The sequence below is a fragment of the Rhodococcus sp. ENV425 genome, assembly GCF_002887785.1.
Taxonomy (GTDB): Bacteria; Actinomycetota; Actinomycetes; order Mycobacteriales; family Mycobacteriaceae; genus Rhodococcus; species Rhodococcus aetherivorans.
The window spans coordinates 1-16,584 of record NZ_PCZU01000253.1 but is presented as its reverse complement, the minus strand read 5'-3'; the positions used below and the strand labels follow the sequence as shown (position 1 = coordinate 16,584).

Annotated in this window: 15 protein-coding genes; 9 read left to right on the top strand and 6 right to left on the bottom strand. The window is 71.1% G+C overall.

Annotated elements, in window-relative coordinates; genetic code table 11:
- Window positions 1-2: 2 nt before the first annotated feature.
- The gene (locus tag CQZ88_RS22235) at window positions 3-929 is read right to left on the bottom strand and encodes an NAD-dependent epimerase/dehydratase family protein (protein ID WP_102800325.1); all 927 of its coding nucleotides are present in this window, start codon (window positions 927-929) and stop codon (window positions 3-5) included.
- A gap of 129 nt (window positions 930-1,058) precedes the next feature.
- Between CQZ88_RS22235 and CQZ88_RS22230 the strand changes: the two genes are divergently transcribed.
- The gene (locus tag CQZ88_RS22230) at window positions 1,059-1,754 is read left to right on the top strand and encodes a TetR/AcrR family transcriptional regulator (protein WP_102800324.1); all 696 of its coding nucleotides are present in this window, start codon (window positions 1,059-1,061) and stop codon (window positions 1,752-1,754) included.
- A 55-nt stretch (window positions 1,755-1,809) separates the two neighbouring features.
- Complete coding sequence (locus tag CQZ88_RS22225) at window positions 1,810-2,418, top strand: YqgE/AlgH family protein (protein ID WP_006934398.1); 609 nt, start codon at window positions 1,810-1,812, stop codon at window positions 2,416-2,418.
- Between the two features lie 12 nt (window positions 2,419-2,430).
- Here the strand turns inward: CQZ88_RS22225 and CQZ88_RS22220 are convergent, their stop codons facing one another.
- Window positions 2,431-3,819 carry a glutamate decarboxylase gene (locus tag CQZ88_RS22220; RefSeq protein ID WP_102800323.1) on the bottom strand — a complete coding sequence of 463 codons (1,389 nt, stop codon included), beginning with the start codon at window positions 3,817-3,819 and terminating at the stop codon, window positions 2,431-2,433.
- Between the two features lie 97 nt (window positions 3,820-3,916).
- Complete coding sequence (locus CQZ88_RS22215; protein ID WP_102800322.1) at window positions 3,917-4,870, bottom strand: DUF1648 domain-containing protein; 954 nt, start codon at window positions 4,868-4,870, stop codon at window positions 3,917-3,919.
- Between the two features lie 134 nt (window positions 4,871-5,004).
- Between CQZ88_RS22215 and CQZ88_RS22210 the strand changes: the two genes are divergently transcribed.
- Window positions 5,005-5,658 carry a hemerythrin domain-containing protein gene (locus CQZ88_RS22210; protein ID WP_029546775.1) on the top strand — a complete coding sequence of 218 codons (654 nt, stop codon included), beginning with the start codon at window positions 5,005-5,007 and terminating at the stop codon, window positions 5,656-5,658.
- Window positions 5,659-5,692: 34 nt separating this feature from the next.
- On the opposite strand, the gene CQZ88_RS22205 is transcribed toward CQZ88_RS22210, so the two are convergent.
- Both CQZ88_RS22205 and CQZ88_RS22200 read right to left on the bottom strand, forming a co-directional pair.
- Window positions 5,693-6,838: a response regulator transcription factor gene (locus CQZ88_RS22205; RefSeq protein ID WP_102800321.1), complete on the bottom strand. Its 1,146-nt coding sequence runs from the start codon at window positions 6,836-6,838 to the stop codon at window positions 5,693-5,695.
- A gap of 90 nt (window positions 6,839-6,928) precedes the next feature.
- Window positions 6,929-7,333, bottom strand: a complete 405-nt coding sequence (locus CQZ88_RS22200) for an SdpI family protein (RefSeq protein WP_006934385.1) — start codon at window positions 7,331-7,333, stop codon at window positions 6,929-6,931.
- 104 nt (window positions 7,334-7,437) lie between these two features.
- Here CQZ88_RS22200 and leuS point away from each other — a divergent pair, with 104 nt between their 5' ends.
- Complete coding sequence (leuS, locus tag CQZ88_RS22195; protein ID WP_102800320.1) at window positions 7,438-10,317, top strand: leucine--tRNA ligase; 2,880 nt, start codon at window positions 7,438-7,440, stop codon at window positions 10,315-10,317.
- 30 nt (window positions 10,318-10,347) lie between these two features.
- Here leuS and CQZ88_RS22190 read toward each other — a convergent pair whose 3' ends face one another.
- Window positions 10,348-11,163, bottom strand: a complete 816-nt coding sequence (locus CQZ88_RS22190; protein ID WP_029546772.1) for an alpha/beta hydrolase — start codon at window positions 11,161-11,163, stop codon at window positions 10,348-10,350.
- Window positions 11,164-11,455: 292 nt separating this feature from the next.
- Between CQZ88_RS22190 and CQZ88_RS22185 the strand changes: the two genes are divergently transcribed.
- From CQZ88_RS22185 to CQZ88_RS22165, 5 genes are all read left to right on the top strand, one after another.
- Entirely contained in the window at window positions 11,456-12,826 is a 1,371-nt protein-coding gene (locus tag CQZ88_RS22185) for a hemolysin family protein (RefSeq protein ID WP_102800319.1), read from the top strand.
- Entirely contained in the window at window positions 12,819-13,832 is a 1,014-nt protein-coding gene (locus tag CQZ88_RS22180) for a hemolysin family protein (protein ID WP_029546770.1), read from the top strand. The genes CQZ88_RS22185 and CQZ88_RS22180 overlap by 8 nt, the downstream gene beginning before the upstream one ends.
- 126 nt (window positions 13,833-13,958) lie before the next feature.
- A complete protein-coding gene (locus CQZ88_RS22175) occupies window positions 13,959-14,342 on the top strand; it encodes a nuclear transport factor 2 family protein (RefSeq protein ID WP_006934380.1) in 384 nt (127 codons plus the stop codon).
- Window positions 14,343-14,487: 145 nt separating this feature from the next.
- The gene (locus CQZ88_RS22170) at window positions 14,488-15,774 is read left to right on the top strand and encodes a hemolysin family protein (protein WP_029546769.1); all 1,287 of its coding nucleotides are present in this window, start codon (window positions 14,488-14,490) and stop codon (window positions 15,772-15,774) included.
- Between the two features lie 51 nt (window positions 15,775-15,825).
- Window positions 15,826-16,584: DUF6777 domain-containing protein (locus CQZ88_RS22165; RefSeq protein ID WP_102800318.1), on the top strand; the 759-nt coding region annotated here is incomplete at its 3' end.

The following is a 16,584-nucleotide window of genomic DNA, read 5'->3' as shown; positions in this document are numbered from 1 at the left end:
TGTCACCGCTCGCGCCACCATCGCACCGTCGCGGCCGCGGCCGCGGGCAGCGGCGTCGGGCGCAGGCCGAGGAGTTCCTCGCTGTACGCGGAGTCCATGACGAACGGATCGGTGAACTGGTAGAGCATCTCGGTCAGTTCGCGGGCGTCGCGGTTGACCAGCGCGGCGCCGCGCAGCATCCAGGTGGGAATCGTGCCGACCTTCGGAGCCGGCACCTGCGCGGCCGCGGCGAACGCGGCGACGAGGTCGCGCTGCGTGCCGGCCGGACCGGTGGGAGCGTGCAGGACCCGGTTCCACACCGCGGGATTCGCCGCGGCCGCGATCATGGCGGCGGCCAGGTCCGGCACGTACGTGAACGAGTGCGGCACGTCGGGTGAGCCGAGCACGCGGGGGCTGCGCCCGGCCAGGATGGCCGGCACCATCCGCTCGCCCGCGTGGGCGGTGCGGGCGTGGGGGCCGAAGAAGTCGGACGCGACCACGCTCACTGTCGGGGTGGCGCTTTCGGCGCGGCGGTCCAGCAGCCGGGCCCGCACGCCCCGCTTGCCGGTGGTGCTCGCGCGCGGCGAGTCCTCGGTCATGACCCGGTCCGGTTCGCTGTAGGAGTACAGGCTCTCGGGGAAGACCACCACCGCGCCCGTGCGCCCGGCCGCCTCGAGGACCGTGCTCTCCGCCGCCGGCAGTTCGCGCTCCCAGGTGTCGGCGCGGTAGGCCGAGCCGTGGATGCAGTGGTACACGGCACCGGCACCCTCGAGCGCGGGGCCGAGCCGGGCGGGATCGGAGACGTCGACCCGGCGGCGTTCGACGAGCGGGTGCTCGGGGCCGTTGCCGGACCGGGTGAGGACGCGGACGCGGTGGCCCCGGTCGGCGAGTTGTTCGGCGACGGTCCAGCCGACCGGCCCGGCTCCGGTGACGACCTGCAGATTCGACATGGTGATCAGCTCCTTCGAAATGTGAGCACTGCTCTCTTTCTGACACCACGATGCGCCCCCGGGTGGGCAAAGTCAAGAGCACTGCTCACTGTTGTTGACGGTGCTCGCACATCTGGCAGGGTGAGGGACATGACCGGAACCCCCCGCGCCCGCGCCCGGCAGCAGACGATGGCAGACATCCTGCGGATCGGCCGCGAACACCTCGCCACCCACGGCGCCGCCGCGCTGTCCCTGCGCGCCGTCGCCCGCGACCTCGGCGTCGTCTCCTCGGCGGTGTACCGCTACGTCGCGAGCCGCGACGAACTGCTCACCCTCCTCGTCGTCGACGGCTACACCGAACTCGCCGACACCGTCGACGGTGCGCTCGCCGACGTCGCCGCGGACGCCCACGCCGAGCAGTTCCGCGTGCTCGGCCACGCGGTGCGCGCCTGGGCGCTGCGCGAACCCGCGCGCTACGCCCTGCTGTTCGGCAGCCCGGTCCCCGGCTACCACGCCCCCGCCGAGCGGACCACGGGTCCGGGCACCCGCGTCGTCGTCCGGCTCGTCCGCATCCTCGACGACGCCCACGCCGCCGGCACCCTCCAGATCCCCACCACCGTCGCCGTGCCGGACACCCTCACCGCCGACCTGGGCCGGATCCGCGCCGAACTCGGCACCGGCGTTCCCGACGCCGTCCTCGCGCGCGGCGTACTGGTCTGGGCCGCCCTGTTCGGGGCCGTGAACTTCGAGGTCTTCGGCCAGTACGGCACCGACACCTTCACCGACCCCGGGCAGCTGTTCGACCATCACCTCGCGGTGCTCGCCGAGACCGTCGGGCTGTCCTGAACAACTCCCCCGCCTTGCCGCCACGCGCCGTCGGCGACGGTGGGATGATGTCGGGGTGGCGCAGCATCAGGACGAACCCGAGGACCGCACGGCACCGGCGACACCGGCCGTCCGGCCCGGAACCCTGCTCGTGTCGGCCACCGACCTCGTCGAGCCGACCTTCCGGCGAACGGTCGTCTACATCATCGAGCACGGCGACGTGGGCAGCCTCGGCGTGGTGCTCAACCGCACCAGCGACACCGCGGTCCAGGCCGTGCTGCCGCAGTGGACGGCGCTCAGCGCCGATCCGAAGGCGCTCTACGTCGGCGGCCCCGTCCGGCGCGACTCGGCGCTGTGCCTGGGCACGCTGCGCGTCGGCGTCTCCGTCGAGGGCGTGCCGGGGGTGCGCCGGATCGACGGGCGGGTGGTCATGATCGACCTCGACTCCGACCCGGCCGTCATCGGCCCGCTCGTGGAAGGCATCCGCATCTTCGCCGGCTACGCCGGGTGGAGCGCCGGCCAGCTCGATGGCGAACTCCGCAACGACGACTGGATGGTCATCTCCGCCCTCCCCCAGGACATCCTCGGACCGCCGCGAGTCGACCTGTGGGCGCGGGTGCTGCGCCGGCAGCCGCTACCGCTCGCATTGCTGGCCACGCACCCCATCGAGGTCGAGCGGAACTGAGTGACCCGGCGGTCAGTGCGCGAAGTGCTGTTCGCTGGTGTGCCGGAGCGGTCCCTCCTTCCGCAACTCGCCGCACACCCGCGCGAGGTCGGCGAACAGCTGCCGCGCGAGGTCGGCGCTGAACCCCTCCCGGACCACGATCCGCAGGACCGCCACGTCCTGGGCGTCGGCCGGCATCGTGTAGGCCGGCACCTGCCAGCCGTGTGTCCGCAGCTCGTGCGAGACGTCGAACACGGTGAAGCCCGGATCCCCGGTGAGCTCGAACGCGATCACCGGGATGGCGGTGCCGTCGGAGATCAGGCGCATCCCCTCGATCCCGGCGATCTGCTCGGCCAGCCGGCTCGCGGTGGACCGTAGCGTCTTCATCACCCGGCGGTACCCGTCGCGGCCGAGCCGCAGGAAGTTGTAGTACTGGCCGACTATCTGGTTCCCGGGCCGGGAGAAGTTCAGGGTGAAGGTCGGCATGTCCCCGCCGAGGTAGTTGACCCGGAAGACCAGGTCCTCGGGCAGGTACTCCTTGTCGCGCCACACCACGAACCCGATGCCAGGGTAGGTCAGGCCGTACTTGTGCCCGCTGACGTTGATCGACACCACCCGCGGCACCCGGAAGTCCCACTCCAGTTCCGGATGCAGGAACGGCACGACGAATCCGCCGCTCGCCGCGTCGACGTGCAGCGGCACGTCGGGACCGTCCGCGTCGGCCACGTCGTCGAGCATCCCGGCGATCTCGGCCACCGGTTCGAGCTCACCGGTGTACGTGGTGCCGAGGATCGCGACGACACCGATCGTGTTCTCGTCCAACGCCTCCCGCACCTGCTCGGGGGTGATCACGTAGCGGCCGGGTTCCATCGGCAGGTACCTCGCCTCCACGTCGAAGTAGCGGCAGAACTTCTCCCACACCACCTGAACATTGCTGCCCAGCACCAGATTCGGACGTGAGGTGTCCTCGCCCGCCGCCTGCCGCCGGGCCCGCCAGCGCCACTTGAGCGCCAGGCCCGCGAGCATCACCGCTTCGCTCGAGCCGATCGTGGACACACCCGTCGCGGACGCCGGATCGACGTCGGACAGTCCCGGCGCGTGGAACAGGTCGGCGACCATCGCCACGCAGCGTTCCTCGATCGCCGAGGTCGCCGGGTACTCGTCCTTGTCGATGAGATTCTTGTCGAACGTCTCGGCCATGAGCACATCGGCCTGCGGCTCCATCCACGTGGTGACGAAGGTGGCGAGATTCAGCCGCGAACTGCCGTCGAGCATCAGCTCGTCGTGGATGTACCGGTACGCCTCCCCCGGATCCATCGAGTGCTTCGGCAGCCGCAGCGCCGGAACCGGCTCACTGTCGATGCGCCCGGTGTACGCCGGTTCGAGGACTCCGTCTGGGTGCAACTGCTTCCGATGGCTCACGTCGGCCTCCGTACTCGTCGGCAATCGCTCCCATTAGACCGGATCAGCCGCGTACGCGCGGGCTGTTCGCGTAGCCCGCGTCCTCGGATCGCACCGGTCAGCGACGATCGGCGAGGGTGTTGAGCGCGCCGGCCATGCGCTCGGCCTGCGACGCGGTGACGGTGAACTCCTGCCCTCCGGCGACGGTGACCACCAGCGCGGGACCGGTGATCGTGACGAGGCCGTACCGGCCCCGGCCCTTGGCGCGCAGTCCCCACCCGCCCCAGTCCTGGAAGGGACGCACGTGAGCGACCTTCGCGCCGACGATCTCGTCGAGACCGTAGTCCACCGCGGTCATCCCGAGGTTCTGCACCCGCACGCCCGTGTCGTCGACGACGACGCGGAACCGCAGCAGGCTCAGCACGAGCACGGCGACCGGCAGGAAGATCGCCAGCGGCCACCAACTGCGCGCCGCGCCGCACACGAGGACCGCGGGGGCCAGGACCAGCGCCGCGAGCACGAGGGTGGTGCGCGTTCCGGTGCCGACCTGCTCGACGATCGGCAGCTCGACCGGGCCGCGCGGCAACGCCGGATCGGGGCGGGCGACGGCGGATCGCCGGACCCGGTGGTCCCGCAGCAGCGACGCCCCGAGTATCCCGACGGCGACGCCGAGCGCGACGCCCGCCCCGATGCTCCACATCGGCAGCTGCGCCCGTTCGGCCGGCGCGTCCAGTTGGCCCACGAGCACCGTCGCGCACAGGGTGAACAGCAGGCCGGTCACCCCGAGACCGAGCACCAGCATGTAGCGCCGCATCATCAGCATTGCGGGGGCCAGCGCCGCGATCGCGCTGCAGCCGCCGCCGACCAGCAGGATCACCAGCGCCATCGTCCACGAGAACGACGCCGGGTCCGAGAATCCGTCCGGTGCCGACCCGGACCAGTGCGTGGCGATCCGCGGGGGCAGGCGCGACTCCCACAGTCGTGGCAGCAGCAGCGCCGCCCCGGCGGCGACGAGGGGCAGCCCCAGCCCGAACAGGGCCCCGGCGGGGTCGATCACGCGGCGGGGGGGCACGGGCCCAGCGTAGGGAACGGCGAACCGCCGCCGCCCGCCTCCCGATCTCCCCCGAATGTGGGATTGAGCGCCGCCCTCGCCGGTCGCACGCTCGAAAGCAAGGGTTCGAGCACGACGGGATCGAGGTCGACGACATGACCACCACCAAGTCCACTGCATTGACCGACGACGACATGGACGTGATGACGCTGCTGCACGCCGCGTTCCGCCGCGACGCCACGCGCCTGGCGCACGTGGCCCAGACCTACGGCACCGAGAACGACGAGACGCACGACGCCCTGCTCGTCGGGTGGCGCGGCTTCAGCCGGGAACTGCACCACCATCACCGGATCGAGGACACCCACATCTGGCCGCTGATGCGCCGCAAGCTCGCGGACCGCCCCGACGACCTCGCGGTGCTCGACGACATGGAGGCCGAGCACTCCCTCATCGATCCCACGCTCGCCGCACTGGAGGACGCGTTCGACGACCGGGAGCACGGCCCGCGGCAGGTGCCGCATCGGATCGACGACCTCGTGGCGCTGCTGCAGTCGCACCTCGCGCACGAGGAGCGCGACGCGTTCCCGCTCATCAAGGAGGTGATCACCGCGCAGGAATGGCAGGCGCTGTCCAAGGCCGCCGTCAAGGAACTGGCCTACAGCGACATCGCGCAGCTGGGTCCGTACGTCGTCGAGGGGGCCACCCCCGAGCAGGCCCGCCGCGTGCTGAGCGAGCTGCCCGTGCCGCTGCGGCTCGTGCACCGGTTCTGGTGGAACCCTCGCTACCGGCGCGTGCGGCGCTGGGAATGAGCTTCGCAGGCCGAGTCGCCGAGGGGCGCGCGGTTCAGCTCTTCGGGGCCGATGCCGGCTCCGGGGAACGTCGTTCGGTGAAGAAGCCGTCGGGGCCGATGCGCTGACCGAGGCGCGGTACGTACTCGGTGTGGGCCAGCTTGGCGACGAGACTCGCGCGGCTGTTGACGCCGGTCTTGGCGAACACGGCCTTGAGGTGATCCTGCACCGTGTACGGGCTGATGCCCAGGACACGGGCCATCTCGTGACGGGTCCTGCCGGCGAGAACCTGCGTGAGTACCTCCGACTCGCGCCGGGTCAGCCCGTGCGCTGCCGCGACCAGGCTCACGATCTCCGGGAGTTGCGCCCGCTCCACGGTCATCAGCACGCGCCGCGGCGGGTGCTCGCCGTCGAACCGCCCGACGCGGATCACGACCCACTCACCGTCGAGGGTGCGGGCCCGCAAGACCGCGGAATCCGTCCCGGATCGCCGCAGCGACAGTGCTGCCGACACCGCGGGCGCGGTGGGCACGGGCCTGCCGGGCGGCCCCCAGCCGAGCCGTTCGAAGTACTCGAGTGCGGGGACGGTGATCGACTCGAACTCGTCGTCGGGGCCGACGATCGCGACGGCAGGTCCCTCGGAGCCGGGGTGGGGGGTGCGGGTGCCGTCGCGGAACAGGGTGGTGCGCAACCCCTCCCCGATGTCGGTGAGCACCGTGCCCAGGGTCTCGAGCTCCTCGTCGGCGAACTCCGGGCCGGGCCGCCTGCTCATCGTGCACGCGCCCCAGCAGGCTCCGTCGCGGCCGCGGAAGAGCATGCGTACCTCGTCCTGCATCCCGTAGGGCGCGAGCAGTTCGGCATACTGCCGGCTGCTCCTGACGCGGTTGCCGGTCACCTCGCGGAGCGTCCGGATGGGGACCTCCCGGTGCAGCAGCGAGTCGAACCGGCCCGGTTGGGGATCCTCGCCGTACTCGAACTCGAGGGCGGACGCATAGGCCTGCGGAACCTCGTATCCGCGGGTCGTCAGTGTGGTCGGGACGAGAGCCGCGGGATCGATGGTGGCCAGACAGACCCCGTCGTACGGCACCCGGGCGCGGATCGCGTCCAGGACGACCTCCCGGAACTCGGCGGAGTCCGTCGCCGCGGCGGCCGCGTCGCGGATCGTCGACTTCAGCCGGGCACCGGCCAGTGCCGGAGTCACCCTGTCAGTATCTCCCCCGGACGCGGGGTTGAGAACCTCTCGACCGGAGGGAACCGCGCTCAGGCGGTCACCCTGCGCCGTGCGCTGCGCTCAGGCGGTCGGCTCGCAGGCGCCGCGCAGGCTGCACGCCCCGCACGACGTGCCGCACCCGGCGGTCTCGGCCGGTGCGCTGGCCGCCGCGACGCGGGCGCCGATGGAGCCGCCCACACCGGCGGTGAAGAAGGCCGCGATCACGGCACCCACGACGGCGATCAGACCCGGGACCGTATCGAGCGCGAGCGCGCCCACGCCGCCGAGGACGAGCAGGCCTGCCGCACCGAGCTGACTGGGGGCGGCGACCTTGTTGGCCAGGGCAAACGTCGTCTCGTCGCGCAGGGCGTCGGCGGTGCGCACGCCCGCCCACCGGTTACGCGGCAGCCGCCCGGTCAGTCCGGCGACGGCGATCCCGCCGACGGCGAGAGCGAGCACGAACAAGACGATGGCGACGATCAGCACCCCTCGAGGATACGTGGGAGGCACAGCCGCTGGTCGGGCCGGGTCGGACCAGGCTCTACCCTGGTCGGAGGTAAATGACGTCAGCCAAGTAGATAGCGACCACCGTGACTCGTCCTGCGCAGCCCTCCACACCGTCGTCCGACGCCACCCCGCAACACCGATACACCGCCGATCTCGCCGGCCGGATCGAGCGGCGTTGGCAGGATCTGTGGCGTGAGCGCGGCACGTTCAACGCGCCGAACCCGGTCGGCCCGCTCGCCGGCGACGTTCCCGAGGACAAGCTGTTCGTGCAGGACATGTTCCCCTACCCGTCCGGGTCGGGCCTGCACGTGGGTCACCCCCTCGGCTACATCGCCACCGACGTGTACGCCCGGTACCACCGCATGCTGGGCCACAACGTCCTGCACACGCTGGGCTACGACGCGTTCGGGCTGCCGGCCGAGCAGTACGCGGTGCAGACGGGCACGCACCCGCGCACCACGACCGAGGCGAACATCGAGAACATGCAGCGGCAGCTGCGCCGGCTGGGGCTGGGCCACGACGAGCGCCGCTCGGTCGCGACGACGGACGTCGACTTCTACCACTGGACCCAGTGGATCTTCCTGACGATCTACAACGCCTGGTACGACCCGGAGCAGAACAAGGCGCGCCGCATCGACGAGCTCGCCGCCGAGCTCGCCGCCGGCACCCGCACCCTCGCGGACGGCCGCGACTGGGCGTCGCTGTCGAAGGCGGAGCGGCTCGCCGCCCTCGACGAGTACCGGCTGGTGTACCGCTCGGACTCCCTCGTCAACTGGTGCCCGGGTCTGGGCACGGTGCTGGCCAACGAGGAGGTCACCGCCGAGGGCCGCTCCGAGCGCGGCAATTTCCCGGTGTTCCGCAAGCACCTGCAGCAGTGGATGATGCGGATCACCGCCTATTCCGACCGCCTCATCGACGACCTCGAGTACCTGGACTGGCCCGAGAAGGTCAAGACCATGCAGCGCAACTGGATCGGGCGCTCGCACGGGGCGCAGGTGACGTTCGCCGTCCGGGGCGAGCCAGGCGCCGGGGAATCCGCCGCCGGCCGTCCGGATGCCACGATCGAGGTGTTCACCACGCGCCCCGACACGCTGTTCGGCGCGACCTACGTCACGCTGGCGCCCGAGCACGCACTCGTCGACGAGATCGTCGCTTCTGCATGGCCGGAGGGTGTCGACGAGCGCTGGACCGGTGGCGCCGCCACCCCGGCCGAGGCCGTCGCCGCCTACCGGGCGTCGATCGCCGCGAAGTCCGATCTCGAGCGGCAGGAGAGCAAGGAGAAGACCGGCGTCTTCCTCGGCGCCTACGCAGTCAACCCGGTGAACGGGCAGTCGCTGCCCGTGTTCATCGCGGACTACGTGCTCACCGGGTACGGCACGGGCGCGATCATGGCCGTGCCCGGCCACGATCAGCGCGACTGGGAGTTCGCCACCGCGTTCGGCCTGCCGATCGTGGAAGTGATTGCGGGCGGAGATATCTCGGAGGAGGCGTACACCGGCGACGGGGCGCTCGTGAACTCCGGCTACCTGAACGGGCTGAGCGTCGCCGACGCGAAGAAGGCGGTCGTCGCGAAGCTCGAGGAGTCGGGTGCGGGCACCGGCACCATCCAGTACAAGCTGCGGGACTGGCTGTTCGCCCGGCAGCGGTACTGGGGAGAGCCGTTCCCCATCGTCTACGACACCGACGGCAACCCGCACGCTCTGCCGGAATCTGCTCTGCCGGTGGAACTTCCGGACGTCGAGGATTATGCGCCGGTGTCGTTCGATCCCGAGGACGCGAGCTCGGAGCCGTCGCCCCCGCTGGCCAAGGCCGACGAGTGGGTGAACGTCGAACTCGACCTCGGCGACGGGCTGCAGCACTACACCCGCGACACCAACGTCATGCCGCAGTGGGCCGGCAGCTCGTGGTACCAGCTTCGCTACATCGACCCGACGAACCCGGACGAGTTCTGCGCCAAGGAGAACGAGGCGTACTGGACCGGTCCGCGCCCGCAGATCCACGGCCCGCACGACCCCGGCGGGGTCGACCTGTACGTCGGCGGTGTCGAGCACGCCGTGCTGCACCTGCTGTACGCGCGGTTCTGGCACAAGGTGCTGTTCGACCTCGGCTACGTCCCCTCGTCCGAGCCGTACCGGCGCCTGTTCAACCAGGGCTACATCCAGGCGTACGCGTACACCGATTCGCGCGGCGTGTACGTGCCCGCCGACGAGGTCGAGGAGCGCGACGGGAAGTTCTTCCACCGGGGTGAGGAAGTCCACCGCGAGTACGGGAAGATGGGCAAGTCCCTGAAGAATTCCGTTGGGCCGGACCAGATCTGTGACGACTACGGAGCCGATACGCTGCGTGTGTACGAGATGTCGATGGGCCCGCTGGACCAGTCCCGGCCGTGGGCGACGAAGGACGTCGTCGGGGCGCAGCGGTTCCTGCAGCGGGTGTGGCGGGCCGCGATCGACGAGGAGACCGGCGCGCTGCGGGTCACCGACGCCGAACCGACCGACGAGACGCTGCGCGCCCTCAACAAGGCGATCGCGGGCGTGTCCGACGACTACGCGGGCCTGCGCGACAACACCGCCATCGCCAAGCTGATCGAGTACACCAACCACCTCACCAAGGCGTACCCGGACGGGGCGCCGCGGACGGCGGTGGAGCCGCTCGTGCTCATGCTGGCCCCGGTGGCCCCGCACCTCGCCGAGGAGCTGTGGTCGCGGCTCGGGCGCACCGAGTCGCTGGCCCACGGTCCGTTCCCGGTGGCGGACGAGAAGTGGCTCGTCGAGGACACGGTCGAGTACCCGATCCAGGTCAACGGCAAGGTGCGCAGCCGTATCACCGTGCCGGCCGACGCGGACCGGGAGGCGATCGAGGCCGCGGCGCTCGCGGACGAGAAGATCGCCGCCCTCCTCGAGGGTGCCGCGCCGCGGAAGGTGATCGTCGTACCGGGCAAGATGGTGAACGTGGTCAAGTAGGCGGCTGCGCCGCCGTGGTGTCCTTTCGGATCACCCCCGATCCGGAAGGACCCCACGCACGAAATCGACGACGTCGTCGAGCACGTCGTCACGGTTGGTCTCGTTGAAGATCTCGTGCCGTGCCCCGGGATACACCTTCGACGTCGACCGTGGTCCGGCAAACGTGGCCCAGCCCTCGCGGCTGCCCGGGAGCGGGACGAGCTGGTCGTCCTCGCCGTGCAGCCACAGGACGGGCACGTCGCCGACGGTGCCTGCCCCGGTGACGGCGTCGAGGCAACGCTGCAGTGCCTCGACGGTGGGCCGCTTGAAGGGGCCGTGCCAGACGAGTGGATCGTCCACGTACGCGCGGCCCACCTCCGGGTTGCGCGACAGCGTCGCGGGGTCGATGGGTGCGTCGGGGATCTCCTCCGCCGCGAGCATCGCCTCGAGGGCGGGCCAGCGGCCCAGCACCGGACCGGACAGCACCACCGCGGTCAGTTCGGAACCGTAGCGCTGCGCGTAGCGGGCGGCGATCAGCCCGCCCATGGAGTGCCCGACGAGCACCACCGGCAGGCCGGGGTGCTCGCTGCGGGCCTTGACGTCGAGCAGACGGAAGTCGTCCACGACCTTCTCGAAGTCCTCGATCAGGACGCGTTCCCCCTCGCTGAGCCCGTGCCCGGCGTGGTCGACGGCGTAGACCACGGCACCGTCGGCGACCAGTCGGGTGGCCACGTATTCGTAGCGGCCGGCGTGCTCGCCGTAGCCGTGGCACAGCAGCACGACGTACCGCGGGTCGTCGTGGACCCAGCACCGGGCGGACAGGGTGCCGGCGTGCCCGGGCAGGGGGAAAGCGGTGGTGTCGCTCATCGAGGCTCCTCACGATGTGGCCGTCTGCCAGAACAGCCAAGCACTGCCGACGGCTTCGGCGCGGTATTCGCGCCGTCGTCGCCCGGGTGTCGCGTCGTCGTGCGGTGCCGGACCCCTGTGACCGGGTCGGCACCGCACGAGGGAACTCGTCGCCGGCCCGATTCGTCGTATTCTGTGACAGGAAGTCGTCGTCTATTGCAGAGAGAGCCATGAGACGCGCCAAGCGCAAACCTCGAAGACCCTCCCCGCCCCCGAGTGACGCCCCGTCCGTCACCGCCCCTCGGAGCCGACCGTGCTGACCGTCCTCGGTATCGCACTCGGCATCCTCGTGGTCCTGGCCATCACCACTGTGACCGGCTATTTCGTGGCCCAGGAATTCGCCTACATGGCGGTGGACCGGTCCCGGCTCAAGGCGCGTGCCGAAGCCGGCGACGCCGCCGCGGCCCGCGCCCTGTCGGTCACCCGCCGCACCTCGTTCATGCTCTCCGGCGCTCAGCTCGGCATCACCGTGACCGGCCTGCTCGTCGGCTATGTCGCCGAACCGCTCATCGGCAGCGGCCTCGGGGAGCTCCTCGGTGGTGTCGGCATCCCGACCGCGGTCGGGGTGGCGGTCGGCACGGTGCTGGCGGTGTTGTTCTCCACCGTGGTGCAGATGGTCTTCGGGGAGCTGTTCCCGAAGAACCTCGCGATCGCGCGGCCCGAGCCGGTCGCTCGATGGCTGGCGCTGTCCACCACGCTCTACCTGAAGCTGTTCGGCTGGTTGATCCGGTTGTTCGACGCCTCGTCGAACCTGCTGCTGCGCGCGCTGCGGATCGAACCGGTGCACGACGTGGAGCACTCGGCCACCGTCCGCGACCTCGAGCACATCGTGGCCGAATCGCGCGACGCCGGCGATCTGCCCACGGAGTTGTCGACCCTGCTCGACCGGATCCTCGACTTCCCGACCCGCACCGCCGAGCACGCCATGATTCCGCGTGCCCGCGTGGACTACGTCCGCGCGGGGGAACCCGTGACGCGGGTGCTGGCGAGGATGAGCGAGGGCCACACCCGGTACCCGGTCGTCGGCTTCTCCGCCGACGACCTGCGCGGGGTGGTGCATCTGCACGATCTGCTCGCCCTGGACGCGACGACCGGGACGGCCGGGACGGTGTGCCGGCCCGCGGTGATCGTGCCCACCACGCTGCCGCTGCCCGAGGTGCTGGCCCGGTTGACCGAGGGGCAGGAGGAGATGGCGTTGGTGGTCGACGAGTACGGCGGCTTCGCCGGCGTCGTCACCGTCGAGGACATGGCCGAGGAACTCGTCGGGGAGATCGCCGACGAACACGACACCGCCGTCGAGACGCAGGTGATCACCCGCCAGGGTGCGGGCTGGGTCATCCGCGGCGACGTGCACCTCGACGAGGTCGCCCGCACCCTCGACCAGGAGCTGCCCGAGGGCGACTACGAAACCCTCGCCGGCCTGGTCATCGCCGAGTTCGGCGGCCTGCCCGCCGTCGGCGACACCGTCGCGATCCCGCTGGAGCCCGACCCGGCCGATCTGGTGCACGAGAGCGCACCCCCGGCGCGGACGCTGATCGCCGAGGTCCGCGAGATCGACCGGCGCGTGCCGTCCTCGGTGCTGGTGACCGTGCGCACCGACGGCGAGGTGACCGGCGATGAGTAATCCCTGGATCGTGCTCGCCGTGACCGTCGGACTGATCGCGGCGAGCGCATTCTTCGTCGCGGTCGAGTTCGCGCTCATCGCCGCCCGCCGGCACCGCCTCGAGGACGCCGCCCCGCACAGCCGTGCCGCCCGCGCGGCGCTGCGCAGCGCCTCGGAGCTGTCGGTCCTGCTCGCCGGGTCCCAGCTCGGCATCACCGTGTGCACCCTGGCCCTCGGTGCGGTGACCAAGCCCGCCGTGCACCACTGGCTCACTCCCGTGTTCGAGGACTGGGGCGCTCCGCTCTGGCTGGCCGACGTCGCCGGCTTCGTCCTGGCGCTGATCATCGTGACGTTCCTGCATCTGGTGGTCGGGGAGATGGCCCCGAAGTCCTGGGCGATCGCGCACCCGGAGAAGTCGGCGACCATGCTCGCGCTCCCGATGCGCGCGTTCATGTGGTTGACCCGGCCGGTGATCGTGCAGCTCAACCACCTGGCCAACTGGTGCCTACGGCGGGTCGGTGTCGTCCCGGTCGACCAGGTCGGCGCCGGACAGGACCCGGATGCGTTGCGGCACCTGGTCGAGCACTCGGCCACCGTCGGCACCCTCGACGAGCGCTACCACGGGCACCTGACCAGCGCGCTCGAACTCGAGGCCCTCACCGTCGGCGACATCGTCCGCCCCAACGCCCGCCCGAGCAGTGTCACCCCTGACGCGGACGCCGCGCAGATCCGGGACACCGCCCGGCGCACCGGGCACCTGCGGTTGCTCGTGCGGGGCAACGGGCACGTCGACGGGGTGGTGCACGTGCGCGACAGCCTGCACGCCGCCGACGGGGTGACCGCCGCCGAGTTGATGCGCCCGGCGCTGACCCTCGAGACGGCGGTGCCGGTGTACGAGGCGCTGCGCACCATGCGCGAGACCCGCAACCACCTGGCCACCGTCACCGACAACGGCCGGGTGGTCGGGTTGATCACCCTCGCCGACGTCCTCGAACGCCTGCTCCCGACGGCCGACGCGGGGGCCTGATCCCCCGGCGTGGGGGTCCCGGTGCGCGGGCCGAGGCGCAGCGGCGGCAACGCCGGGCATTCCCAGTCCCGGCGCGCGCTGCTAACCTCCGTTGCTAGAACACGTTCTAGCAACGGAGGTTTTCGCATGGCCCCGACTCCCGTCGCGATCCGCGCCACCGTCGAGTCCTACATCCGGTCGGTCGCGAAAGGGACCACCGACGAGGTGCTCGCCCTCTACGCCCCCGGTGCCACGGTCGAGGACCCGATCGGCACGGACGTTCGCACCACCGAGGCGTCCCTGCGTGAGTTCTACTCGATGATCGAGCCGCTCACCCAGACCGGCGAGTTGCTCACCCTGAAGATCGCCGCCGGCAACGCGGCCTTCCTGTTCCGGCTCACCACCCACCTCGGCGAGCAGGATCTCGTCATGGAGGTCATCGACGTCATGACCTTCGACGACGACGCGCGGATCACGAGCATGAAGGCCTACTGGAGCCAGGAGGACATGCAGACCCTCCCCGCCTCCTGAACCCGAACTGTTTCACGTGGAACATCCCCCTCCGGAGGCCGTGCGATCGGTATCCGAACCGCCGCCGCGTTCCTAGACTGGGAGCCGTATCCCGCGTCTTCCCGGTGAGGAGACACGACATGGCCGACGGTCCCGGGTGGCCGCCATGACCGGGTCGGCGCTCGTCGACATCCTGCTGGTCCTGGTGTTCGTCCTGATCGGCGGCGTCTTCGCCGGCACCGAGCTGGCCCTGGTGTCGCTGCGCGAGAGTCAGATTCGTGCACTCGAGGAACGCGGCCGGCGCGGCCGCCGGACGGCCGCGCTGGCGAAGGATCCCAACCGTTTCCTGTCCGCGGTGCAGATCGGCGTCACGGTGGCCGGGTTCTTCTCCGCTGCCTACGGCGCCTCGACCATCGCACCGAACCTCGCCCCGGCCCTCGAGTCGTGGGGGCTGCCCGCCGCGGCGGCGAGCGCCGCCGCCCTCATCGGCACCACACTCGTGATCGCCTACCTCTCCCTGGTGCTCGGCGAACTCGTCCCCAAGCGCATCGCCCTGCAGCGGGCCACCGGGGTGTCGCTGCTGACCGCACCGGCCCTGGACCGGTTCGCCACCCTGATGCGACCGGTGATCCGGCTGCTGTCGGTCTCCACCGACGGACTCGTCCGGCTGCTCGGAGCCGACCCGGCGCGCCGGAGCGAGGAGATCACCCACGAGGAGCTGCGCGAACTGCTGCTCGGCCATTCGGCAGTGCCGGAGGACGAGCGCACGGTGCTCGCGGAGGTGTTCGACGCCGGACAGCGATCGCTGCTCGAGGTGATGCGTCCGCGCACCGAGGTCGACTTCCTGCCCGCCGACACCCCGATCCCGGCGGCGCGCGAACAGGCGCTGGCGGGTACGCACAGCCGGTACCCCGTCGTCGGATCGTCGCTCGACGACGTCGTGGGCTTCGTGCACCTGCGCGACCTGCTGCTCGCCGATCCGGCGAACGCCTCGACCGTCGCCGACGTGTGCCGGCCCATCCTCTCGTTGCCCGGCTCCAAACCGGCACTCGCGACACTGTCGCTGATGCGCCGGAACAACGACCAGATCGCCCTCGTCGTCGACGAGTACGGCGGCACCGCCGGGATCGCGACGCTCGAGGACATCGTCGAGGAGATCGTCGGCGAGATCGGCGACGAGTTCGAACCGACCGAGCAGGCCTCGGTCACGCCCGCTCCGGCGCAGCCCGAAACACAGCAGGTGGACGGTCTGCTGATCGTCGAGGACTTCGAACGCGCCACCGGGATCGGGCTGCCCGAAGGCCCCTACGAGACCGTCGCGGGGTGCATGCTGCACCGCCTCCAGCGCCTTCCACGACTCGGCGACAGCATCACCGTCGACGGCCATCGCCTCACCGTGAGCGAGTTGGACGGCCGTCGGATCGCCCGCCTCCGGCTGACGCCCGAGGGCTGAAGCCGACCGAAACCACCCGAGATGCGGAGGGGTTCCGCCTACCATGGGCGGGTGGCCGCCGGCACCGCTGCGCGCGGATTCGGGATGGTACTCGCGCTGACTGCGCTCGCCGTGGGGGGATGCTCCACGGACGGTCCGTCGCGAACCGAGCCGGTACGCCTGGACCTCGCGACGTCGCGCGGTGAGCATCCGTGGAGCGTCCTGCTCCTGCCCGACCAGGTACCGGTCGCCGTTCCACCGGCACCGCAGGCCGAGCTTCCCGTTCCCGACGACGGCCCGGTGACGGTGTCCGGAGACCGGACCGGGCTCTACGGCGGCAGCCTGGAGCGCGAGCTGTGCGACCGCGAGCGGCTCGCCGGCACGCTCGAGCAGGACCCGGCCAAGCAGGAGGCCTGGCTCGACGTATTCGACGTCGCCGACGCCCGGGGATACCTGCGCACACTGACGCCGGTGCTGCTGCGTGCGGACACCCGGGTCACCGATCACGAGTATCGCGGCGGGCGCGCGGTGCCCGTGCAGTCCGTCCTCGAGGCCGGAACCGTCGTTCTCGTCGACGACCGGGGCGTCCCCCGCGTGCGGTGTGCACCGGGGAGCCCGCTGCTCTCCCCCGTCCTGTCCTCGGGTCAGGATCTCGAAGGCGAGGGCTGGTCGGGCCTCGACGAGGAACGGCTGTTCGTGGTGCAGCCGGGTGCGGCGCCCGTCGGTGAATTGACCGTCGTCGACGTCACCACAGGCAATCTGCTGGCGGTGCCCATCGGTGCCGGCCCCAAGCAACCGGCACCCGGGGCGATCGACCCGGTACCGCCGCCC

Coding starts and splice junctions, on each gene's coding strand:
- CQZ88_RS22235 (WP_102800325.1), bottom strand. CDS start 929: ATGTCGAATCTGCAGGTCGTCACCGGAGCCGGGCCGGTCGGCTGGACC.
- CQZ88_RS22230 (WP_102800324.1), top strand. CDS start 1,059: ATGACCGGAACCCCCCGCGCCCGCGCCCGGCAGCAGACGATGGCAGAC.
- CQZ88_RS22210 (WP_029546775.1), top strand. CDS start 5,005: ATGACCACCACCAAGTCCACTGCATTGACCGACGACGACATGGACGTG.
- CQZ88_RS22190 (WP_029546772.1), bottom strand. CDS start 11,163: ATGAGCGACACCACCGCTTTCCCCCTGCCCGGGCACGCCGGCACCCTG.
- CQZ88_RS22180 (WP_029546770.1), top strand. CDS start 12,819: ATGAGTAATCCCTGGATCGTGCTCGCCGTGACCGTCGGACTGATCGCG.
- CQZ88_RS22175 (WP_006934380.1), top strand. CDS start 13,959: ATGGCCCCGACTCCCGTCGCGATCCGCGCCACCGTCGAGTCCTACATC.
- CQZ88_RS22170 (WP_029546769.1), top strand. CDS start 14,488: ATGACCGGGTCGGCGCTCGTCGACATCCTGCTGGTCCTGGTGTTCGTC.